This is a genomic window from Erwinia pyrifoliae DSM 12163 (genome assembly GCF_000026985.1).
Lineage (GTDB): Bacteria > Pseudomonadota > Gammaproteobacteria > Enterobacterales > Enterobacteriaceae > Erwinia > Erwinia pyrifoliae.
The window spans coordinates 1,760,887-1,783,176 of record NC_017390.1 but is presented as its reverse complement, the minus strand read 5'-3'; the positions used below and the strand labels follow the sequence as shown (position 1 = coordinate 1,783,176).

At 55.3% G+C, this 22,290-nt stretch carries 20 protein-coding genes; 6 read left to right on the top strand and 14 right to left on the bottom strand.

Going from position 1 to position 22,290, the window contains the following annotated elements:
• Positions 1–30: 30 nt before the first annotated feature.
• From ruvC to aspS, 4 genes are all read right to left on the bottom strand, one after another.
• Positions 31–552 (bottom strand): crossover junction endodeoxyribonuclease RuvC, encoded by a 522-nt coding sequence (gene ruvC, locus EPYR_RS07895; RefSeq protein WP_012667875.1) that lies wholly within the window; start codon positions 550–552, stop codon positions 31–33.
• 31 nt (positions 553–583) lie between these two features.
• Positions 584–1,327 (bottom strand): YebC/PmpR family DNA-binding transcriptional regulator, encoded by a 744-nt coding sequence (locus EPYR_RS07890; RefSeq protein ID WP_012667874.1) that lies wholly within the window; start codon positions 1,325–1,327, stop codon positions 584–586.
• An 89-nt stretch (positions 1,328–1,416) separates the two neighbouring features.
• Positions 1,417–1,851 carry a dihydroneopterin triphosphate diphosphatase gene (nudB, locus tag EPYR_RS07885; RefSeq protein ID WP_012667873.1) on the bottom strand — a complete coding sequence of 145 codons (435 nt, stop codon included), beginning with the start codon at positions 1,849–1,851 and terminating at the stop codon, positions 1,417–1,419.
• A complete protein-coding gene (gene aspS, locus EPYR_RS07880; RefSeq protein ID WP_012667872.1) occupies positions 1,851–3,638 on the bottom strand; it encodes an aspartate--tRNA ligase in 1,788 nt (595 codons plus the stop codon). The genes nudB and aspS overlap by 1 nt, the downstream gene beginning before the upstream one ends.
• A gap of 385 nt (positions 3,639–4,023) precedes the next feature.
• Here aspS and EPYR_RS07875 point away from each other — a divergent pair, with 385 nt between their 5' ends.
• From EPYR_RS07875 to cmoB, 4 genes are all read left to right on the top strand, one after another.
• Complete coding sequence (locus EPYR_RS07875; protein WP_014538851.1) at positions 4,024–4,848, top strand: DUF72 domain-containing protein; 825 nt, start codon at positions 4,024–4,026, stop codon at positions 4,846–4,848.
• Between the two features lie 86 nt (positions 4,849–4,934).
• Positions 4,935–5,330, top strand: coding sequence for an MAPEG family protein (locus EPYR_RS07870; protein ID WP_012667870.1), 396 nt, complete (start codon positions 4,935–4,937; stop codon positions 5,328–5,330).
• A gap of 84 nt (positions 5,331–5,414) precedes the next feature.
• Positions 5,415–6,155 carry a carboxy-S-adenosyl-L-methionine synthase CmoA gene (gene cmoA / locus EPYR_RS07865; RefSeq protein WP_012667869.1) on the top strand — a complete coding sequence of 247 codons (741 nt, stop codon included), beginning with the start codon at positions 5,415–5,417 and terminating at the stop codon, positions 6,153–6,155.
• Complete coding sequence (gene cmoB, locus EPYR_RS07860) at positions 6,155–7,120, top strand: tRNA 5-methoxyuridine(34)/uridine 5-oxyacetic acid(34) synthase CmoB (protein WP_012667868.1); 966 nt, start codon at positions 6,155–6,157, stop codon at positions 7,118–7,120. The genes cmoA and cmoB overlap by 1 nt, the downstream gene beginning before the upstream one ends.
• 1,955 nt (positions 7,121–9,075) lie before the next feature.
• Here the strand turns inward: cmoB and cutC are convergent.
• Positions 9,076–9,828, bottom strand: coding sequence for a copper homeostasis protein CutC (gene cutC, locus EPYR_RS07850; protein ID WP_012667865.1), 753 nt, complete (start codon positions 9,826–9,828; stop codon positions 9,076–9,078).
• An 89-nt stretch (positions 9,829–9,917) separates the two neighbouring features.
• Between cutC and EPYR_RS07845 the strand changes: the two genes are divergently transcribed.
• A complete protein-coding gene (locus tag EPYR_RS07845; RefSeq protein ID WP_012667864.1) occupies positions 9,918–11,057 on the top strand; it encodes a MalY/PatB family protein in 1,140 nt (379 codons plus the stop codon).
• On the opposite strand, the gene EPYR_RS07840 is transcribed toward EPYR_RS07845, so the two are convergent.
• Positions 11,051–11,620, bottom strand: a complete 570-nt coding sequence (locus EPYR_RS07840; RefSeq protein ID WP_012667863.1) for a VOC family protein — start codon at positions 11,618–11,620, stop codon at positions 11,051–11,053. The genes EPYR_RS07845 and EPYR_RS07840 overlap by 7 nt on opposite strands.
• A gap of 337 nt (positions 11,621–11,957) precedes the next feature.
• On the opposite strand from EPYR_RS07840, the gene argS reads away from it, so the two are divergent.
• Positions 11,958–13,688 carry an arginine--tRNA ligase gene (gene argS, locus EPYR_RS07835; protein ID WP_012667862.1) on the top strand — a complete coding sequence of 577 codons (1,731 nt, stop codon included), beginning with the start codon at positions 11,958–11,960 and terminating at the stop codon, positions 13,686–13,688.
• A 67-nt stretch (positions 13,689–13,755) separates the two neighbouring features.
• On the opposite strand, the gene flhE is transcribed toward argS, so the two are convergent.
• The 8 genes from flhE to EPYR_RS07795 all read right to left on the bottom strand — a co-directional run bounded on the left by flhE (position 13,756) and on the right by EPYR_RS07795 (position 22,248).
• Positions 13,756–14,148, bottom strand: coding sequence for a flagellar protein FlhE (flhE, locus tag EPYR_RS07830; protein WP_012667861.1), 393 nt, complete (start codon positions 14,146–14,148; stop codon positions 13,756–13,758).
• On the bottom strand, positions 14,148–16,235 hold the full coding sequence (gene flhA / locus EPYR_RS07825; protein ID WP_012667860.1) for a flagellar biosynthesis protein FlhA: 2,088 nt from the start codon (positions 16,233–16,235) through the stop codon (positions 14,148–14,150). Before flhA ends, flhE begins: the two co-directional genes overlap by 1 nt.
• Complete coding sequence (flhB, locus tag EPYR_RS07820; protein WP_012667859.1) at positions 16,228–17,379, bottom strand: flagellar biosynthesis protein FlhB; 1,152 nt, start codon at positions 17,377–17,379, stop codon at positions 16,228–16,230. The genes flhA and flhB overlap by 8 nt, the downstream gene beginning before the upstream one ends.
• Before the next feature lie 162 nt (positions 17,380–17,541).
• Positions 17,542–18,186, bottom strand: coding sequence for a protein phosphatase CheZ (gene cheZ / locus EPYR_RS07815; protein WP_012667858.1), 645 nt, complete (start codon positions 18,184–18,186; stop codon positions 17,542–17,544).
• Positions 18,187–18,199: 13 nt separating this feature from the next.
• Complete coding sequence (gene cheY / locus EPYR_RS07810) at positions 18,200–18,589, bottom strand: chemotaxis response regulator CheY (RefSeq protein WP_012667857.1); 390 nt, start codon at positions 18,587–18,589, stop codon at positions 18,200–18,202.
• Positions 18,590–18,691: 102 nt separating this feature from the next.
• Entirely contained in the window at positions 18,692–19,741 is a 1,050-nt protein-coding gene (locus EPYR_RS07805; RefSeq protein WP_012667856.1) for a protein-glutamate methylesterase/protein-glutamine glutaminase, read from the bottom strand.
• Positions 19,741–20,613: a protein-glutamate O-methyltransferase CheR gene (gene cheR, locus EPYR_RS07800; RefSeq protein WP_012667855.1), complete on the bottom strand. Its 873-nt coding sequence runs from the start codon at positions 20,611–20,613 to the stop codon at positions 19,741–19,743. Before cheR ends, EPYR_RS07805 begins: the two co-directional genes overlap by 1 nt.
• Before the next feature lie 36 nt (positions 20,614–20,649).
• A complete protein-coding gene (locus tag EPYR_RS07795) occupies positions 20,650–22,248 on the bottom strand; it encodes a methyl-accepting chemotaxis protein (protein WP_012667854.1) in 1,599 nt (532 codons plus the stop codon).
• Positions 22,249–22,290 lie beyond the last annotated feature (42 nt).

The window sequence follows — 22,290 nt, the reverse complement described above, 5'->3', positions numbered from 1 at the left end:
CATAAAAAAAGCTGGATAGATATCCAGCTTTTAACGCAGACGACCGCGTGCGAGGTTGAGATTTCCCTCACCCAGGCGGGTGACATTCTGGCTCATATGGCAATGGGTGATGGCAATGGCCAGCGCATCTGCCGCATCTGCCTGTGGGTTAGCGGGCAGTTTAAGCAGGGTACGTACCATATGCTGCACCTGACTTTTCTCGGCGCTACCAATACCAACCACGGTCTGTTTCACCTGGCGAGCCGCATACTCAAATACCGGCAGATCCTGATTGACCGCCGCGACGATTGCCGCTCCGCGCGCCTGGCCCAGCTTGAGCGCTGAGTCAGCGTTCTTCGCCATAAAGACCTGCTCGATAGCAAAGTATTCCGGCCGGAACTGGGTGATGATTTCACTCACTCCGGCGTAGATCAGCTTAAGGCGGGACGGCAGATCGGTGACGCTGGTACGGATGCACCCGCTGCCCAGATAACTCAACTGCCGCCCCGTTTGACGGATGACGCCGTAGCCAGTCACGCGCGAACCGGGGTCAATTCCGAGGATTATCGCCATGCTGCGCTCCCGGCGAACGGCCGGCAGAACCTCACAGGGTTTCCGCCACCTCGTCAGAAATCTCACCATTATGGTAAACTTCCTGTACGTCATCGCAGTCTTCCAGCATATCGATCAGGCGCAGCAGTTTCGGCGCGGTTTCCATATCCATGTCCGCTTTGGTCGATGGGATCATGGTGACTTCAGCACTTTCAGCCTGCAGGCCCGCCGCATCCAGCACATCCTTCACTGCGCCCATGTTTTCCCAGGCGGTAAACACATCGATAGCGCCATCATCATAAGTGACCACGTCGTCAGCCCCCGCTTCCAGCGCCGCATCCATCACCGTATCTTCGTTCAGGCCCGGTGCGTATGAAATCACCCCTTTTCTGGTGAACAGATAGGCTACAGAGCCGTCGGTACCGAGGTTGCCACCGGTTTTGCTAAAGGCATGACGCACTTCGGAAACGGTACGGTTGCGGTTGTCGCTCAGGCATTCAACCATCACCGCTGTGCCGCCCGGGCCGTAGCCTTCATAAATGATGGTTTCCATATTGGAATCATCATCACCGCCAACGCCGCGTGCAATGGCACGGTTCATGGTGTCACGCGTCATATTGTTTGCCAGCGCTTTGTCCATGGCTGCACGCAGACGCGGGTTAGAACCGGCATCTCCACCGCCCAGTTTGGCTGCGGTCACCAGTTCACGGATGATTTTGGTGAAGATTTTACCGCGTTTGGCATCCTGAGCAGCCTTGCGGTGCTTGGTGTTTGCCCATTTACTATGTCCCGCCATCTTGAATATTCTCTCCGTATTGCATATTGCACAGGCTATCTTCGCCGAAAATGCCTGGACATCTGACTGAGTTCAAAAGATTAACCCGTTTATCTGACAAATTCTTCAATTGCCTGGCGATTACTCCAGGACTTGGTGAGCGCGGCGGCGTCCGGTGGTGCCAGCCACTGAAAGGCCAGGTGCTCGCTCAGCCTGATATCGCGTTCGCCCGGCAGCGCCAGGGTAAACCAGTGTTCCCGGTTATGGGTGGTGCCCGGCGCGTAACGATGGCGAAAATGACTGAAGATTTCGAATTCGATATAACGCTGGCAGTCGACGAGGCGCAGTTGCCCGGCGTTAACATCAATACCGGTTTCTTCCTGAACTTCGCGCTGCGCGGTTTGCGCCAGGCTTTCACCCGGCTCACAGCTGCCGGTCACCGATTGCCAGAAAGCCACATCATCACGCCGCTGCAACATCAACACCCGTCCGGTGTCACTCGCGTAAATCACGACCAGAACCGAAACCGGATGCTTACAAGCCATTAATCGTTCTCTGACTGCGAGTCTTTACTCTTTTTCACCACTTCAATGCCCAGCTCGGTTAACGACGCCGGGTTAGCAAAGTTCGGCGCTTCCGTCATCAGACAGGCGGCAGCGGTGGTTTTCGGGAAGGCGATCACATCACGAATATTATCCGTGCCGGTCAACAGCATCACCAGCCTGTCGAGGCCGAAAGCGAGGCCCGCGTGCGGCGGTGTGCCAAATTTCAACGCGTCCAGAAGGAAACCAAACTTCTCACGCTGTTCGTGCTCGGTAATACCGAGAATGCCAAACACCGTCTGCTGCATCTGCCCGTTATGGATACGCACGGAGCCTCCCCCAACTTCATAGCCGTTGATAACCATATCGTAAGCGTTGGCAATCGCGGTTTCTGGCGCGTTTTTCAACTGCTCTGGCGACATGTCTTTCGGCGCGGTGAACGGATGGTGCATGGCGGTCAATCCTTCTTCGCCATCGTCTTCGAACAGGGGGAAATCCACCACCCACAGCGGCGCCCAGGCGGATTCGTTGGTGATTTTCAGATCGCGCCCCAGCTTCAGGCGCAGCGCGCCCAGCGCATCGGCCACCACTTTCGCCCTGTCGGCACCGAAGAAGATCAGGTCACCGTCGAGAGCAGCGGTACGTTGCAGAATCGCGTCAACGATGTCGGCATTAAGGAATTTCGCCACCGGGCTGGTAATGCCTTCAAGACCCTTAGCTCGCTCGTTAATCTTGATGTAAGCCAGGCCTTTCGCGCCGTAGATCTCAATAAACCGGGTGTAATCGTCAATCTGCTTACGGCTAAGACCGGCACCGCCCGGTACGCGCAGCGCTGCCACGCGCCCTTTCGCATCGTTTGCCGGGCCTGAAAATACCTTAAACTCAAGGTCTTTCAGCAGGTCGGCAACATCCACCAGCTCCATCGGGTTACGCAAGTCCGGCTTATCGGAACCATAACGGCGCATCGCTTCAGCGAAGGTCATACTCGGGAATGCACCGAGATCCACTGATTTGACGTCCAGCCACAGGTTGCGCACCAGGCGTTCCATTATTTCGCGCACCTGGGGTGCAGTCATAAATGAGGTTTCTACGTCAATCTGAGTAAATTCCGGCTGACGGTCGGCGCGCAGATCTTCATCACGGAAACATTTGACGATTTGATAGTAGCGATCGAAGCCCGACATCATCAGCAGCTGCTTGAACAGCTGGGGCGACTGCGGTAGCGCATAGAACTTACCTTTATGCACGCGGCTTGGCACCAGATAGTCACGCGCGCCTTCCGGCGTGGCTTTCGTCAGCATCGGGGTTTCAATATCCAGGAAGCCTTCGTCGTCCATAAAACGGCGCACCAAACTGGTGATTTTGGCACGCGCCTTAAGGCGGTTTGCCATCTCGGGGCGACGCAGATCGAGATAGCGATATTTCAGCCGGGCTTCTTCACTGTTCGTCTGGTTTGAATCCAGCGGCAGCGGTTCCGAACGGTTAATGATGGTCAGCTCGGTGGCGAAAACTTCGATTTCACCGGTCGCCATGTCGCCATTTTTATTTTTGTCATCGCGTGCGCGCACGGTGCCAACAATGCGGATGCAGAATTCGTTACGCAACTCGGAAGCCTGCTTGAAAGCCTGCTGGTGGTCCGGGTCGAAGAACACCTGCACGATGCCTTCACGGTCACGCATATCAATAAAAATCAGGCTGCCGAGGTCGCGGCGGCGGTTAACCCAGCCACAAAGTGTTACTTGCTGGCCTACATGAGACAGATTGATCTGCCCACAATACTCGGTACGCATAACGATATCCTTTTAACTTCAGCGCTACTGGCGCAGCATTTTTAATCAATATCCGGCTCGGAGGAGCGCTACTGCCGCGAAAAATGGCCTTCATTATAATGGAAAACGGCTCACAGGATAAGTGCTGTCGGCGGGAGAACACGTCCGCTATCGCGCCGTTGACGATAACCGGTTAACAATACGGCAGCAGCATAACAAAACGGCCAAACCCACGCGCGGCGGCTGACTGACCGCCAGGCAAGTGGCGGCGTGCATCAGTCAGATTGATGTCTGCCCGGTCATCCTGTGGCGGTAAACCTTACGGGCGCTGCCCTCAAGCCCTTTCTTGCGCTATTATCTGCTAAAACATAAGAGTCGCCGGCAAGCGATTCAACCAGGATAAGTGATGATGCCGTTTTACCTCGGCCTGCCGCAGTGGCAGCACCCGCAATGGAAAAAACTGGGGATGACTACCCTGGAAGATTATGCCCGCTACTTCAACTGCGTTGAAGGCAATACCACGCTCTATGCCCTGCCAAAGCCGGAGGTTGTACAGCGCTGGCGTTCGATGACCCACGACGAGTTTCGTTTCTGCTTCAAGTTTCCCGCCACGATAAGCCACCAGGCATCGCTGCGTCAGTGTGGCTCTCTCTGTACGGAATTCTTTGGCCTGCTGGAGCCGCTGGCAGACCGCATCGGTCAGTACTGGTTGCAACTTCCTTCTGCCTTTTCGCCATCAGACCTGCCTGCACTTTGGACGTTTCTGGACGCCCTGCCACAACCGTTTCGCTATGGCGTTGAGGTCAGACATCCTGAGTTCTTTGCCAAAGGCGAGGCGGAACGCGCGCTCAATCGCGGGCTGCATCAGCGCAACGTCAACCGGGTTATCCTTGATACGCGCGGCGTTCACAGCGCTAACCCATCCCATGCTGCCATTGTTGAAGCACAGCGTAAAAAGCCCCGACTGCCGGTACACGCGGTGATGACGGCAGATGCGCCAATGATCCGCTTTATCTGCGGCGATGACGCACAGGCCAATTTGCGCTGGTTTCAATCCTGGCTGGATCGTTTACCGCAATGGTGCCGTACAGGCCAGCCTTGGTTATTTATTCACACCCCGGACGTGGGTTTTGCTCCCGAACTGGTACGCTTCCTTTGGCCAGAGTTACGGCGTGCGCTACCGCAATTGGGTGAGGCGCCCGACTGGCCGCAACAAGAGATGTTGTTCTGACTCCCTTGCGAGCCGCAAACAGGGCGACAGTCCGGATTTTGTTGGCTACCATATAGTCGAAAATAGTGTTACAGGATGGGAAAGAAATGGTCAGTGCTCTCTACGTGGTGCTTGGCGCGCTTTTAATGGTGAAATTTTCACTGGATGTGGTACGCCTGCGCCGCCAGTATCGCGTATCCATTGGCGACGGCGGCGTTTCCGATATTCAACTTGCCATTCGTATTCACGGTAATGCGGTGGAAAATATTCCGCTTGCGCTGCTGCTGCTGGTAATGATGGAGATGAACGGATGCAATATCTGGTTACTGCATCTGCTGGGGCTGTTTTTCTTCTTTGGTCGTCTTCTGCACGCTTATGGCTTACGCAGCAGAACGTTGCTGTGGCGGCGCAATGGCATGATCCTGACGCTGCTCTCCTTGCTGGGTATGGTTATCGTTAATTTGTTGTTCCTGCCGTGGGACCTGATTTTGACGCTGGATTAGCCATGCCGATGGCAGAAAAGATGCACCCCGCACGGCTTTCTGCCAGAATACGTCCTTTCCGTCAGCTTCCCCGGACTTACCACTATGTCTAACCGCGATACGCTGTTCTCTGCGCCCATAGCCAAACTTGGCGACTGGACATTTGATGAGCGCGTTGCTGAAGTGTTTCCTGACATGATTCAGCGTTCCGTGCCCGGCTATTCCAATATCATTTCGATGATTGGCATGTTAGCCGAGCGCTTTGTTCAGAACGACTCCCGGATCTACGATCTCGGCTGCTCGCTGGGTGCCGCCACCCTTTCAGTTCGGCGCAATATTAAGGCAACAGGTTGCAACATCATTGCCGTAGATAACTCACCGGCAATGGTTGAGCGCTGCCGTCGCCATATTGATGCCTTTCGCGCCGCTACGCCGGTTGAGGTGATCGAGGCCGATATTCGCCAGGTGCCGATCGAAAACGCCTCGCTGGTGGTGTTGAACTTTACCCTGCAATTTTTGCAGCCGGAAGAGCGCCAGCAGCTGCTGAATACCATTTATCAGGGGCTGAAGCCGGGGGGCGCGCTGGTGCTGTCCGAAAAGTTTAGCTTTGCCGATGCCGACGTGGGCGAGCTGTTATTCAATATGCATCACGACTTCAAGCGCGCCAACGGCTACAGCGAGCTGGAAATCAGCCAGAAACGCAGCATGTTAGAAAATGTGATGCTGACTGACAGCGTGGACACGCATAAACAGCGCCTGCAGCTGGCCGGTTTTCAGCATGCGGAACTGTGGTTCCAGTGTTTTAACTTTGGCTCTCTGATCGCCTTAAAAGCAGGTAATGCCTGATGGATTTCGCCAACTTTTATCAGCTCATTGCTAAAAGCCCGCTCTCCCACTGGCTGGAGACGCTGCCCGCCCAGCTTGCCGCATGGCAGCGTGAATCGCTGCACGGTCATTTTAAAAACTGGGATCGCTCAGTCGGGTATCTGCCAAGCCTGGCGCCCGAATCACTGGATTTACTGCATGGCGTAACGGCCGACAGCAGCCAGCTTTCTCCGCGCCAGCGCGACGGGATTGAGAAATTACTGCGTAATCTGATGCCCTGGCGCAAAGGTCCTTTTTCGCTTTATGGCGTAAATATCGATACCGAATGGCGCTCTGACTGGAAGTGGGACCGGGTGCTGCCGCATATCTCATCGCTGGCCGGCCGTACCGTACTGGATGTGGGCTGTGGCAATGGCTACCATATGTGGCGCATGCTCGGCGCGGGGGCGCATAGGGTGGTGGGTATCGATCCGATGCAGCTGTTTTTATGTCAGTTTGAAGCGGTGCGTAAACTGCTGGGTAATGACCAGCGCGCTCACCTGCTGCCGCTGGGCATTGAACAGCTGCCGGAGCTGAACGCATTCGATACGGTGTTTTCCATGGGCGTGCTCTACCACCGCCGTTCACCGCTTGACCACCTCTACCAGCTGAAAAATCAGCTGGTCAGCGGTGGCGAACTGGTGCTGGAAACGCTGGTGATAGATGCTGACGACCAGCAGGTGCTGGTGCCGGGTGAACGCTACGCGCAGATGCGTAATATCTACTTTATTCCTTCGGCCGGCGCGCTGAAAAACTGGCTGGAGAAGTGCGGCTTCGTTGATGTGCGTATCGTTGACCATTCTTTCACCAGCATCGACGAGCAGCGCCGCACCAGCTGGATGACCAGCGAATCGCTTGCCGAGTTCCTCGACCCCAACGATGCAACAAAAACCCTAGAGGGCTACCCTGCTCCGCTGCGTGCCGTACTGGTGGCGACTAAGCCCTGAAGATAAACCGACCTGAATATGTATCTTAATCCTCCGGGGCGAACGTAAATACGTTCGCCCCGAAAGGTCATCCCTGAAATTTACGACGGTGGATCGCGCCAGCGCGAAAGCCCGTCATTTTAAGCTGGGATGTCCGCTACGCTGACCCGGCTATCAGCCATTCCAGACAGGACGTCTGGAGATTTCATACGGGTCGTTCGCCACTTTTTCAGCCAGGTCTTTCAACATCTTCGCTGCATCACTGTCTTTACGAATCCCGCATATTTTCACTACTTCCGTCCAGGGTTCACCTCTTAAAATACGGTATGTTGCACCTCTTTGCGCCGTTTCAATTTCAAGAATATTCCTTGCGCTTTTGGACTTAATATTATGTTTCAATATGGAGGCAGAAACCGAAAAATCACGATCAATGAGGGGCACCAGCCAGTTTCTGACAAATGCTTTTTCAAGCTGTTCCACTGCCTTTTCTGACAGTATTCCGAACTTTTCCTTAGCGGAATTGAGGTTCTGCCCACTGCTAACATATTGAGCTGCCGGCCCTTTTGCAAAAATCATCTCCAGCNTTTCCCTTGCCCTTGCTGTCATCAAGCCAAAATGCGACATCACTTCTTTAACGTTACAGTCTCTGCTGTTAACAAATTCGCCTGCCGGCCCTTTTGCAAAAATCATCTCCAGCNTTTCCCTTGCCCTTGCTGTCATCAAGCCAAAATGCGACATCACTTCTTTAACGTTACAGTCTCTGCTGTTAACAAATTCGCCTGCCGGCCCTTTTGCAAAAATCATCTCCAGCNTTTCCCTTGCCCTTGCTGTCATCAAGCCAAAATGCGACATCACTTCTTTAACGTTACAGTCTCTGCTGTTAACAAATTCGCCTGCCGGCCCTTCTGCAACAAACACCTCCAGCGTTTCCCTTGCCCTTGCTGACACCAGCCCATAGCGGGACATGGCTTCTTCAACAGGAGAACCCGATACGGTGACAAGGTCTTTTAGGTTATTTTTGGAAATAGCCGTCATCTCTAGCTGTTCTATTAAGGATGGATCTATTATTTTATGATTTCCCACAATAATATTAACACGTTCACGAGACTTTACCCGTTCTAAAGCAATAAAATTCGCAGCTGCAAAATATTGTTCAATAGAGATGCCCTTCAGATTATCCCATAATTTTGATACATGGATATAATTTCCAAGCGGTTCCAGTTTTGGCGCATTGCCTATATAATCATCCGCCTGCTGTATTAAAGATTGATATTCTTTGGTATGTGCATTCTTCGACTCAACTAAACTTTCAATAGCTAGTTGAGTTAGCGGGGGGGGATTTGTCAAACTTTTTACCCGTAAAGCGGTAAGTGAATTATTCGCCGTAGCAATTTTCCTGATAAAGTTTCTATCACTATCGTTTAATGTCCCAGGAAATTGCGCGCTAAACTTAATTCTTTCATCTTGAAAGATACCATACGGTCCGTCGGATATTCCTGACATCTAAACCCTACTTATCGACATTAATTTTCTCAACTGTTCTCTGCTGTGGCGCAACACCAACCCTGAGGATTTTTTATACTGCTACCCATCAGGGATATTTACAGGCCGTCTTTTATACCCGCCCGGCTAAAAATACTATCAAAAACGGTAAACCCGGATTTTGAGGGATATCAATCGCCATTTATCATCGACTTTGCAGCCGATGACCGGCTGAACAAGCCAGAGTCGACTGACCACCTAACCAGAAATAAGCCATTATGCTGCATGGATTATGATTTTGGCTGCATGACGGCTGTGCTGCGGTGCACGGTCAGTATGCTGATTAATGTCACCATTGCCACAGACAAAAAAAACCCCAACAAAGGTGCTGGGGTCTGGTACTGGCAAACATCACGTCAACGTTCGGCGTGCTGCGCGGCAAAATCGGTTGGTTATCTTTGTGCAGGGGAACCTGTTTAGCGGCTGGCACCCTTTTATGCCACCTGCTCCGGTGAAGCCATAAGAACGCTTTTCATCGCGGCGACAACATCTGCATCCACACAGGTACGGCTAAACTCGTCATTCTCAGCCTCGGAACACATTGAGACGCCCGCTTTACGATAACGCATGGTTGAGGAAATTCGCTGGCTTGCTGAACTATGAATTTCCATTACGCCTGCATCAATAAACTTTTGCAAGTTGCTTAAACGCACTCCCGCTCCGGCCATGATGATTGGACCACCGGCCTGTCGGGTAAGTTCCCTGAGCAAGGGTAACCCGCTTTCCGCACTCTGCTGCTGGCCGGAGGTCAGGATGCGCGTTACGCCCAAATCCGCAATTTGCGCCAGGGCAGCCAGCGGGTTGTGGCACAGATCGAATGCACGATGGAAGGTGATGTCCATCCCCTGACAAAGTTGCATCACCTGACGCATACGCGGCAGATCGACATGCCCGTCTACATCCAGCAAACCAATGACCAGCCCGGGAAATCCCAGCTCACGTATAAACGCGATATCAGACTTAATCTGGTCAAATTCACCGTCACTGTAACAAAAATCGCCGCCTCGCGGGCGCACGATTGGGTGAACCGGAATGCCCACACGTTGACGTGCACTTCGCAAAGCGCCGGCCGAAGGGGTCAGCCCGCCTTCTGTTGGTGCAGTGCACAATTCAATGCGGTCGGCACCCGCTCGCTCTGCCGTGACGGCACATTCCACTCCGTAGCAGCATATTTCCAGTTGTCGCATCCCATCCTCCGGTTATCACTGCTGTCCTGATTGTTAATGTATACTAAAACGTTGCTGTATTAGTTCTTCTATTAACTGGAACCGTTATCATGCCATTCAATTTTGACCAACGGATAGACCGCCGTCACAGCGATAGCCTTAAGTGGAGAAAGTACGGCGACCGGGATATTATTCCACTGTGGATTGCTGATACCGATTTTCGTGCTGCAGACTGCATTATTGACGCCTTACAGCAACGTGTCTCCCAGGGAATTTTTGGTTACGGTTTCCCCTCTGAAGAACTGATCGGGGTGGTCATTGAGCGCCTGGGCAGGCTCTACGGCTGGCAGATCCAGCCTGAGTGGCTGGTCTTTTTACCCGGCGTGGTGACCGGTATTAACATCGCCGTGCGTGCTTTTACCGAAGCGCATCAGGGCACGGTCGCCCCAACGCCCATTTATCCGCCGTTTTTCCTGGCTGCCAAATTAGCCGCACGAACCCATCTGAGCGCGGCGCTCCGGCTGCGGCAGCAGCGTTGGGTACTGGATCTGGACAGCCTGGAGGACAAACTTAGCGGCAATGAGAAAATGCTGCTGTTGTGTAACCCACATAATCCCGGCGGCACCGTTTATCGCCGCGACGAACTGGAGGCGCAGTTGCGCTTCGCCCAGCGTCATGACCTGCTGGTCTGTTCGGATGAAATCCACTGCGACCTGCTGCTGGAGCCGGGCGCCCGGCATATTCCCTTCGCCAGCCTGAGCGAGGATGCGGCACAGCGTTCTGTCACCCTGCTGTCGCCGTCAAAAAGTTTCAATATTGCCGGACTGGGCGCTTCACTGGCGGTGATCCCTAATCCTGAGCTGCGCGCGCATTTTAACCGTACGCGCAAAGGAATAGTACCGGATGTTGATGTACTGGCTTACGTCGCCGCCACCGCCGCCTGGCGCGATGGTCAGCCATGGCTGGACGCGCAGCTGGATTATCTGCGCGCCAACCGCGACAGCCTGGTGCAGCACGTCAATAAACTACCGGGCCTGAGCATGGTGTCGCCGGAAGCCAGCTTTCTCGGCTGGATAGATGCCAGCGGACTCGGCGTTGCAAACCCGGCGCTGTTCTTCGAAACACACGGACTCGGATTCTCGCCAGGGCATGACTTCGGCAACAATCAATTTATTCGTTTCAACTTCGGCTGTCAGCGCCAGCTGCTGAAGCAGGCGCTGCTTCGCATGACGCGGGCAGTCGGTTACTGACCCTCGTTTTCGCTGGCGACGATCTCTTTCAGGCTCCAGGGGTGAAATTTGATGGTGACCTGACCGTCGGTTACCGCCAGCGTGGGGTTCGGCAGCTTTTCGCCGTCACCTTTTGGCGCGCTGGTTTTAATGGATATGCCCTGCTGAGTCAGCCCTTCGTCGGCCATCAGCGCCAGCGCGCGCGTGCCTAAGGTGCTCGCCTCACCGCGCAGCACCACTTCGACATGCTCCCAACCTTCATGGCGGTAAAGGCGCTGGCCAGGCCAGGGCAGTTCGACAACGGAGATGCTCCATGGCCCAACGTCAAGCGGGGTCGCTAATTCAAACAGGGCGACAGGTCGCCCGGCAATGTCCTTTTGCGAAAACAGCGTCGCGCAGCGCAGCAGCCCCTGCTGCCAGCGTTCTGCGGTGGCGTTCTGGTGGCAGCGCAGCGCAATATGGTCGACCTCTAAAGGCAGCAGATCCAGCCCTAAACGCTGCGCAAGATGATGGATCGCGTTGGTGAAACGCGGCAAATCCGCGAGGATATCGGCCAGTTCTGGCACATGCTTGATGTCTGACATAACAAGATCCTTTCTCTGCCGGAACCCGGCTTAGCAAAAACGACGTCTTAGCCAATATTGTGCCATACGACATCAGGAAAATAACCGTCGCAGCGGGATAACAGGCTTATTATGCCACCCCGCTTCGCGCTGGCAGACAGCCGCTTAGCCGGATGTTCCCGCCCGGGCAGCATGCCGCAACCACAACGTCAGGTTCCTGGATAACTTGTCACTAAATGCAGTATACTTTTCCCCTTCTTTTTTGACCGCTGCCAGTCATGAATGATTATTTTCCTGTGGCGGCGTGGTGACCACCTCTTGCCCACCCGCGTGGGCTGAGAAAAATTAAGGTAACTCGGTGAATATTCAGGCCCTTCTCTCAGAAAAAGTCAGTCAGGCGATGATCGCAGTAGGCGCTCCGGCAGATTGCGAGCCTCAGGTGCGGCAGTCGGCTAAAGCGCAGTTTGGTGATTACCAGGCTAACGGCATAATGGCCGTAGCAAAAAACCTGGGTATGCCGCCGCGACAACTGGCAGAAAAGGTGCTGGAGCAGCTGGATCTTAGCGGTATTGCGCACAAAGTTGACATTGCCGGCCCTGGCTTTATCAATATCTTCCTTGCGCCGCAGTGGCTGTCGGCACAAATTGACAGCGTGCTGACGGCACCGAAGCTGGGGATTTCGCCCGTCGAGCCTAAAACGGTGGTCATTGACTACTCTGCGCCCAACGTCGCCAAAGAGATGCACGTCGGCCACGTACGCTCGACGATTATCGGCGATGCGGCGGCGCGTACTCTGGCGTTCCTCGGCCATAAGGTTATCCGCGCCAACCACGTCGGCGACTGGGGCACCCAGTTTGGTATGCTGATTGCTTTCCTGGAGAAGCAGCAGAACGAGCATCAGGAAACCCTCGCCCTCGCCGATCTCGAAGCTTTCTACCGTGAAGCCAAGCGAACCTACGATGAAGATCCTGCTTTCGCCGAACGCGCGCGTGGCTACGTGGTTAAGCTACAGGGCGGGGATGAGTACTGCCGCAAAATGTGGAAGCAGCTGGTCGACATCACCATGACGCAGAACCAGCTAATTTATGACCGCATGAACGTCACGCTGGCTCGTGATGATGTGATGGGGGAAAGCCTGTACAACGATATGCTACCCGGCATCGTCGCAGACCTGAAAGCCAAAGGGCTGGCGGTGGAAAGCGAAGGGGCAACGGTGGTTTTCCTTGATGAGTATAAAAACAAGGACGGTGAACCGATGGGCGTGATCGTGCAGAAAAAGGACGGCGGCTATCTCTACACCACCACCGACATTGCCTGTGCCAAATACCGCTATGAAACCCTGAAAGCCGACCGGGTGCTGTATTACATCGATTCGCGCCAGCACCAGCATTTGATGCAGGCATGGACTATCGTACGCAAAGCCGGTTATGTGCCGGAAAACATCCCGTTAGAACACCATATGTTCGGCATGATGTTGGGTAAAGACGGTAAGCCGTTTAAAACCCGCGCGGGTGGAACCATCAAACTGTCCGACCTGCTGGATGAAGCGATAGACCGTGCGACCAGACTGGTGGCGGAAAAAAACCCCGATATGCCCGCCGGGGAGCTGAAAGCACTGGCGAATATCGTCGGTATCGGCGCAGTGAAATATGCCGACCTGTCTAAAAGCCGCACCACAGACTATATCTTCGACTGGGACAACATGCTGGCGTTTGAAGGCAATACCGCACCCTACATGCAGTACGCCTATACCCGCGTGCTGTCGGTATTCCGCAAAGCGGGTATCGATGCAGAAGCGGTGAGCGGCACAACGCGCATTATTGAGGATCGTGAAGCGGCACTTGCCGTACGCCTGTTACAGTTTGACGAGACGATAACCCAGGTTGCGCGCGACGGCATGCCGCATGTGATGTGTGCCTATCTGTACGATCTGGCCGGGCTGTTCTCGGGCTTTTACGAGCACTGCCCTATCCTTAACGCGGAAGATGAAGCCACCAAACAGAGCCGTCTGCGCCTGGCGCTGTTAACGGCTAAAACCCTGAAACAGGGGCTGGATACCTTAGGCATTGCAACGGTAGAGCGGATGTAACTCCAGCGGGCCTGTCTGCAGAAGATCGGCCCGCCAACCGGGCGTGACCGCCCGACTTCGCTTCAGGCTAATGGTAATTGACCATTACCTCATTACTCACCACGCGCAGCAGCGGAAACACCCGCCCTTTTCCCTCAACCTGAAAGATAAAGCGTAATGTTTCCCCGGCAGCAACGTCGGTTAAACCACGCGTTACGCCGCTGCCGCCTTCCACCACGACACAACGATCTGTTGCGCAGAGCCGTACCTGCAACCCGGCGGGAGCCGGGGTGCTCAGCGTATAACGCCAGGCCACATCGGTCATCACCCCGGCGACCCCGGCTGGCGGAATAAGCGGCTGGGAGGATGCCGCCACGCCCCGGTTCGCCAGTGCAGGCCCGGTAGCGCTGGCCTGCCAACCCCCGTCAGTAGCCGTGGCCACAACGGGAAAGCTGAACAGTAACCACAGTATCGCTTTCATCACTGGCCGCCGATGGTTGACGTCATACGGATCTGGCGATTGTCGGTCAGTTCCATATTCGAGATGACCATCAGCTGCGGCAGCGAGCGCCGCAGAAAACGTGCCAGCAGCGCACGCAGCGGGTGATTCACCAGCAGCACCGGCGGTGCGCCCAGCCCTTCCTGATGCTGGAGCGCACTTTGTGCCTGAGCCAGCAGTCTGTCTGCCAGCCCCGGCTCCAGACCTCCGCCGCCCTGCAATGCCTGCAACAATAGACGTTCCAGCGTGGAGTCCAGCCCGATCACTTGTACTTCACCGTTGCCGGGGAACCACTGTTGGGTGATGGCACGGCCGAGGGCAACACGCACCACCGACGTCAGTTCCTGGGGATCGGTTTGCACTGCTGCGTGCTCCGCCAGCGTCTCGATGATCGTGCGCATATCGCGGATAGAAACCCGTTCGGCCAGCAGATTCTGCAATACCTTATGCAGGGTGGTCAATGTCATTACGGCTGGGATCACGTCTTCAGTCAGTTTCGGCATATCCTGGCTGACCCGGTCAAGCAGCTGCTGTGCTTCCTGGCGGCCAAACAGATCGCTGGCGTACTGACCAATCAGATGGTTGAGATGGGTCGCCACCACGGTACTGGCTTCAACCACCGTAAAGCCCTGAATCTGCGCCTGCTCTTTTAGCGCACTGTCAATCCAGATAGCATCCAGGCCAAAGGCCGGGTCAGTGGTTTTCTCGCCGGGCAGCGTACCGGCAGCCGTGCCGGGGTTAATCGCCATCCAGCGGCCCGGAAAGGCATCACCGCTGCCAATTTCCACGCCCTTCATCAGAATGCGGTAGCGCGCGGGGGTCAAATCCATATTGTCCCGGATATGCACCACCGGCGGCAGGAAACCCATCTCCTGAGCAAATTTCTTGCGGATGCTGCGAATGCGTCCAAGCAGTTCGCCATCCTGGGCGCTGTCGACCATCGGGATCAGCCGATAGCCAACCTCCATCCCCAGTGAATCTTCCAGCTGGACATCGCTCCAGGTGGCTTCCATGCTGGAGGTGTTTTCCGGCTGTTTGCTGACCGTCTGTGCTACGGCAGTGGTTTTAGGTGCCATCTGTTTGCCGCGAACCCACCATGCCAGTGCCAGTAAGCCGGCGGTAAACAGCAGAAACACGAAGTTTGGCATTCCCGGCACCAGGCCCAGCATGCCTAATACGCCCGCGCTGAGCATCATCACGCGCGGGTTACTAAACATCTGACTGACCATCTGCTCGCCCACGTCCTGATCAGTACCGACCCGCGTGACGATAACCCCCGCCGCAGTAGAGATCACCAGCGCCGGGATCTGCGCCACCAGCCCGTCACCAATGGTTAACAGGGTGTAGGTTTCCGCCGCATGTCCTGCGTCCATTCCGTGCTGTATGACGCCAACCAGCAGGCCGCCGATCACGTTTATCACCATGATCATAATCCCGGCTATCGCATCACCGCGCACAAACTTACTGGCACCATCCATGGAGCCGTAGAAATCCGCTTCCTGTGTCACATCACTACGGCGCTTTTTCGCCTCGTCTTCGCCAATTAAGCCGGCGTTAAGATCGGCATCGATAGCCATCTGTTTGCCCGGCATCCCGTCAAGCACAAAGCGCGCGCCCACTTCGGCAATACGCCCTGCACCCTTGGTAATCACCATAAAGTTGATGATCACCAGAATGATGAAAACCACGATACCGATCGCGAAGTTGCCACCCACCAGGAAGTGGCCAAAGGCTTCGACCACCCGCCCGGCAGCACCCGCCCCGGTATGGCCTTCCAGCAGAATGACGCGCGTCGAGGCAACGTTTAGCGCCAGGCGTAGCAGGGTTGAGAACAGCAAAATAGTGGGGAAGGCGGCAAATTCCAGCGTGCGCCGGGTAAACATCGCCACCAGCAGCACCATAATCGATAAGGCAATATTAAAGGTGAACAGCAGGTCAAGGATGAACGGCGGTAGCGGCAGCACCATCATCGACAGGATCAGCAGGATCAAAATTGGACCGGCCAGCACTTTCCACTGCGTGTCTTTCAGGTTGCCCGGTAAGCGAAGTAAAGCGGCCAGATTAGCCATCAGATTTTTGTTCTCCAGCGAAGTCCAGCGCTTCCGGCACCGGCAGTTTAACAGGTCGTTTCGGGACAAGCCCCCCTTCCACTTTCCAGCGGCGCAGTTGCCAAACCCAGGCCAGTACCTCGGCCACGGCTGCATACAATGCGCCCGGGATATGCTGGCCAATCTCACTGTGGCGATAGAGTGCTCGCGCCAGCGGCGGAGCTTCAAGGACAGGGATGCGGTTTGCTGCCCCCAGCTCGCGGATGCGCAAGGCAATATCCCCAGCGCCTTTGGCCACAACTTTAGGCGCGCTCATTTTTTTCTCGTCATACTGCAACGCCACAGAGTAGTGAGTCGGGTTAGTGACGATGACATCGGCTTTCGGCACATCGGCCATCATCCGCCGGCGGGCGGCGGCGCGCATCTGCTGCCGGATCCGCCCTTTAACATGCGGGTCACCTTCCTGCTGTTTGTGCTCATCGCGTATGTCCTGGTGAGACATACGCAAATTTTTGAAATAGCTAAAGAGCTGGTAAAACACGTCAAAGCCGACCATCGGTGACAAACCGAGCACCACCAGAATGCAGCACATGGCGATCATGTTCATCGCACCCGCCAGCGCGGTAAGCGGAGATTCCGCCATCAAATGCAGCATCCCGGCCCAGTGGTGCCAGATATATAAACCGCAAACAACGCCCACCAGCGTGGCTTTCAGCACCGCCTTGAGCAATTCCGCTGCGGATTGTACCGAGAACAGTTTGCCCAATCCCTTGATGGGATTCATTTTTCCGGGGTCAAACTTGATCGCTTTACCGCTAATCACCAGTCCGCCGAGTAACATCGGCGCAGCAATCGCCACCACCACCAGGCCAAACATCATCGGCAGTACCGCCATCACCGCCTGCAGCAGCATATTCGCGATCAGACGCAGCATCTGACTGGTATCACTGACGACCGAATGATTGAATACCAGACCATCGGCCAGCAGCGCACCCATTTTGCGCCCCATCCACTCGCCCCCGACCCACAGAATGCTCAGCCCGGTCATCAGCATCAGGAGCGATGTCAGTTCACGCGAGCGCGGGATCTGCCCTTCTTCACGCGCCTTTTCCAGTCGGTGCGCCGTGGGGGACTCTGTTTTTTCCTCATCGCTATCCTGAGACACGGACTCTGACCTTCAGCACGGAATGACAGCGGGTAGGATGCCAAATTCACACCGGGGTAATGCCGCGAGTAAGCAGGTAAATAGGGGGTTATTTATGGAATGGCTGAAAGTGGGGGGCAACGAGGCGGGAAAACAGGGGCGGATGCCGTCCGCCCCGCGATATCAGAACCCGAGACTATCCAGCAGGTCGTCAACCTGATCCTGGCTTGCCACCACGTTTGGCGCGGCCGCATTAATCTGCGGGCCATTAAGCAAATTATTGGTCTCTTTTTTGACACGCTGACCTTGATCAGGGACGTTTTCAAGCAGAACCGTCAGCAGCTGACGCTCGATTTCCTGGATCACATCCATCATGCGTTTAATCACCTGCCCGGTCAGATCCTGGAAGTCCTGAGCCATCATGATTTCCATCAGCTGGGCATTAGTGAAAGACGTATGTCCCGGCACTGCTTCCAGATAGCCGCGCGTGTCCGAAACCAAAGAGCGAGCATCTGCCAGTTCGATAGGATTTTCAAACCACTCATCCCAACGGCCTTTGAGTTGCTTCGCTCCATCTTCCAACTGCGTCTGGCGCGGCTGGGAAGCTTCTACGCAGTTCAACGCGCGATCTGCCGCCTGAGCAGTCATCTGTACTACATAATCGAGGCGATCGCGGGCATCGGGGATCGCCTCTGCCGCTTCGGCAATCGCCTGATCCAGCCCAAGCTCGCGCAAGCTGTCGCGCAGCATCCGCGTCAGTGAACCAATTTTGGAGATAATGTCCTGTGCCGAAGCAGCATCGACATTTGGTTTCGGAATAGTACTCATCTCGGCTCCTAACTTACATACCCAGTTTTTCGAAGATTTTGCCTAACTTCTCTTCCAGGGTAGCCGCTGTAAAGGGTTTAACCACATAGCCGCTGGCGCCAGCCTGGGCCGCAGCAATGATGTTCTCTTTCTTGGCTTCAGCCGTTACCATCAGAACCGGTAACTTGCCCAACGCGCCGTCCGATCGAATGGTTTTCAACAGTTCCAGCCCGTCCATATTGGGCATGTTCCAGTCAGAAACCACGAAGTCAAACCCCCCGGCGCGCAGCTTATTCAGCGCATCAACGCCGTCTTCCGCTTCTTCAACGTTGTTGAAGCCCAGCTCTTTCAAAAGGTTGCGGACGATACGACGCATCGTGTTGAAGTCGTCTACCACCAAAAATCGCATATTTTTATCGACCATAACTACTCCCGTTTTTTGTAGCCCTACGAGGACCGGTTCAGACTTTGCCGCACCCTCACACCAGCGTGGTGCTGTGAGATAACCTGACCTGTGCGACACGGCCTAGATACGTAACGCCTGTCCGACGCTAATTTTTGCCAGCATGTGCTGGCTGATTTGGTGAAGATCGACCACTTCACTGGCTCCCCCAAGGGCTATTGCCTCACGGGGCATGCCAAATACCACACAGCTTGCTTCATTCTGGGCGATAGTCCAGGCTCCCGCCTTGTTCATCGCCAGCATTCCGGCAGCGCCATCGCTTCCCATACCGGTGAGGATCACCCCGACGGCATTTCGTCCGGCAAAATGCGCCACGGAGTTGAACAGCACGTCAACTGACGGTTTGTGACGATTCACGGATGGCCCGTCATTCAATTTGACCTGGTAATTGGCACCGCTACGCGCCAGCTCAAGGTGCATGGCACCCGGTGCAATATAGGCGTGGCCGGGCAGAATACGTTCCCCATCCTCCGCTTCTTTCACCGTGATCTGGCACAGCTTATTCAGGCGGTCGGCAAAGGAGCGAGTGAAGCCGGCGGGCATATGTTGCGTAATCAGCAGTGCCGGACTGGTTATCGGCAACGGTTGCAGCACATGGCGAATGGCCTCCGTACCGCCGGTCGACGCACCAATGGCGATCAGCTTTTCACTGCTTAGCAGCGGTCCAGCCTTAAGCATCACCGGTGCGGGCTGCGCGCTGCGCGGATGCAGGCGGGCGCGGGAAGCGGCGCGCACCTTGTCAGCGATAGTCTGGCTGTAGGCCAGCATCCCATCGCGGATCCCCAGCGACGGCTTGGTGACGAAGTCCACCGCCCCCAGCTCCAGCGCACGCAGAGTGATCTCTGAGCCTTGCCCGGTCAGTGATGAGACCATAACAACCGGCATCGGGCGCAGACGCATCAGCTTTTCCAGAAAGTCGAGGCCGTCCATGCGCGGCATTTCAACATCCAGGGTTAATACATCCGGATTGAATTGCTTGATCAAATCCCTTGCCACTAGCGGATCCGGCGCTGAAGCGACCATCTCCATATCGGCATGACTGTTGACAATTTCGGTCATTAACTGACGCATCAGGGCCGAATCATCAACGCATAGTACTCTGATTTTACTCATCATCTTTCCTTAGTCAGTCCATAGACCGTCTGGCCTCGCAGATAGAACTCTTTACTGATTTGGCTAAAGTTTTCTGAGTGACCGGCAAACAGCAGGCCGCCCGGTTTTAGTAAGGGCACGAAACGCCGTAAGATCTTCTCCTGCGTCTCTTTATCAAAATAGATCATCACGTTACGGCAGAATATCGCGTTAAATGTTCCGGGTAGCGCCCAGTCATTCGCCAGCAGGTTGAGTTGAGAAAAGGTGACCCGATTCGTCAGCTCCGGCCGCACCCGCACCATGCCCTCTTGCGGGCCGGTACCGCGCAGAAAAAAGCGCTGTAGCTGTGGTTGCGATAGCGTGCGTAGCTCTTCCTGGCGGTATACTCCTGCCAGCGCCTTTTCTAATACCTGAGTATCAATATCACTGGCATGGATCTGAAATTTCCCCGCCTCGCCACCCGCTGTTTCTGCCAGCGTCATGGCGATGGAGTAAGGCTCTTCTCCGGTTGATGCCGCCGCACACCAGACGCTGTAATTCCCCGTATGACGCGCCGCATGAGCCGCCAGAATCGGAAAATGGTGCGCCTCACGGAAAAAGGCCGTCAGGTTAGTGGTCAGGGCGTTAATAAACGCCTGCCATTCGGCGCTACTGGTGTCCTTTTCCAGCAGCGCAAGATAGTGACCAAAATCGTTAATGTTCAGGGTGCGCAACCTGCGCACCAGGCGGTTGTAAACCATTTCGCTCTTATGGTCGGCGAGAACAATGCCAGCCCGCTGATAAATCAACTGACTGATACGCTTAAAATGCGTATCGGACAATGGCAGGCGCTGAACCATCTGCGTCAGTAGCGATGCACTTTCCGGTGGAGCCAACAAGGTCGTTTTTTTCATTTAGCCATCCCGCCTGCGCGGATCAATTCATACATTTTATTTGGCTTCTCTGCCGACTTTGTGGCCAGCAAATCCGTCACTCTTCTGACCGGCATCCAGCACGAAGCGGCTGACCGTTGCCGTCAATTGCCCGGCTTGTGCCTCCAGCGCGCCGGTGGCGGCGGCTCCCTCTTCAACCAGCGCGGCATTCTGCTGGGTAACCTGATCCATCTGGCTGACCGCCAGCGCCACCTGTTCAATGCCACGCCGTTGTTCGTCACTGGCGGCGGCGATTTCGCCCATAATGTCGCTGACCCGATTAACGCTTTGTACAATCTCACCCATGGTTTCTCCGGCGGTAGCCACCAGCCCGGCTCCCTGGCCGACGCGTGAAACGGACTCTTCAATCAGCGTCTTGATCTCTTTCGCCGCCCCGGCGCTGCGCTGCGCCAGATTACGTACTTCACCGGCCACCACGGCAAAACCACGCCCCTGCTCGCCGGCGCGCGCCGCTTCTACCGCCGCGTTGAGCGCCAGAATATTAGTCTGGAAGGCGATACCATCAATCACGCTGGTAATATCGGCTATCTTCTTCGAGCTGTCGGCAATATCATTCATGGTGGTCACTACGTTATCGGTCAACGTACCGCCTTTTCGCGCAGTGCCTGAAGCTAAGCGCGCCAGATCTGAAGCCTGGCGTGCGTTATCAGCGTTGGCCGCCACCGTTGCGGTCAGCTGTTCCATACTGGCCGCCGTCTCGGCCAGCGATGCCGCCTGCTGCTCGGTGCGTGCAGACAAATCGTTGTTACCGGTGGCGATCTCCTGAATACCGGTCTGCATGCTGCGACTGCCATCACGCACGTCACGCACTGTCAATGCCAGCGCCTGTTGCATATGCTGCAGGCTGTTAAATAACTGGCCCAGCTCATTGCTGCCCCCCGCTTCGATCTGGCCATTCAGATCGCCGCGCGAAATACGTTCAAAGTGGCTGCGCATTCGTGCCAGCGGCGCAATCAGGCTGCGCTTTGCCCAAAGCATTGCGGTGAGCGTTAGCAGCAGCGACAGCACTACCGCTGTGACGAATATCACTTTGGACTGCAGGTAAAAACCCTTACTGGCTTCACCGGCATGATCGCGCAGCACATCAATGTGCTTCATCCAGCGGCTGTATAGCCGCTGGAACTGCTCCTGTTTGCCCTGCGTGGGCGAGTCGAGAAATGCCTGTAGCTGATTTTTTTGTAGATAGTCAGTCAGCTGCACCAGTTCTTGGTAGTACACGCCATAAGCCACTGTAATATCCTGCTTTAACGCCTCGCCTTCGGGCGTTACCGTAGCGATCGCCTGAAAAGCGTTAAACGCTTTCTCGGCCATAGCCAGGTCAGTCTGTGCCTTGTCCATCAGGGTGAGTACCTGATCATGAGGACGATTAAGCGCGGCACGGTTACTCGCACGGCTCAAATTGAGACGGGCGCTCAGCAGTGCCGCCCAGCTCTCGCCTAATGTATCGCGCTGAGCGCCGCTGATCTCGACCTGATACAGATTGTGGGCATCAAGCCGGAAAGAGTTAAACGACAAGCCGCTGGCCAGCATCTGCATCAGGCAGAAAAGGCCAAACAGGCAGATAATGGTGCCAGAAATACGTAAACGACTTAACATTGCATTCTCCCCGGAAATATTGCTCGCCAATGCCAGCAAAAA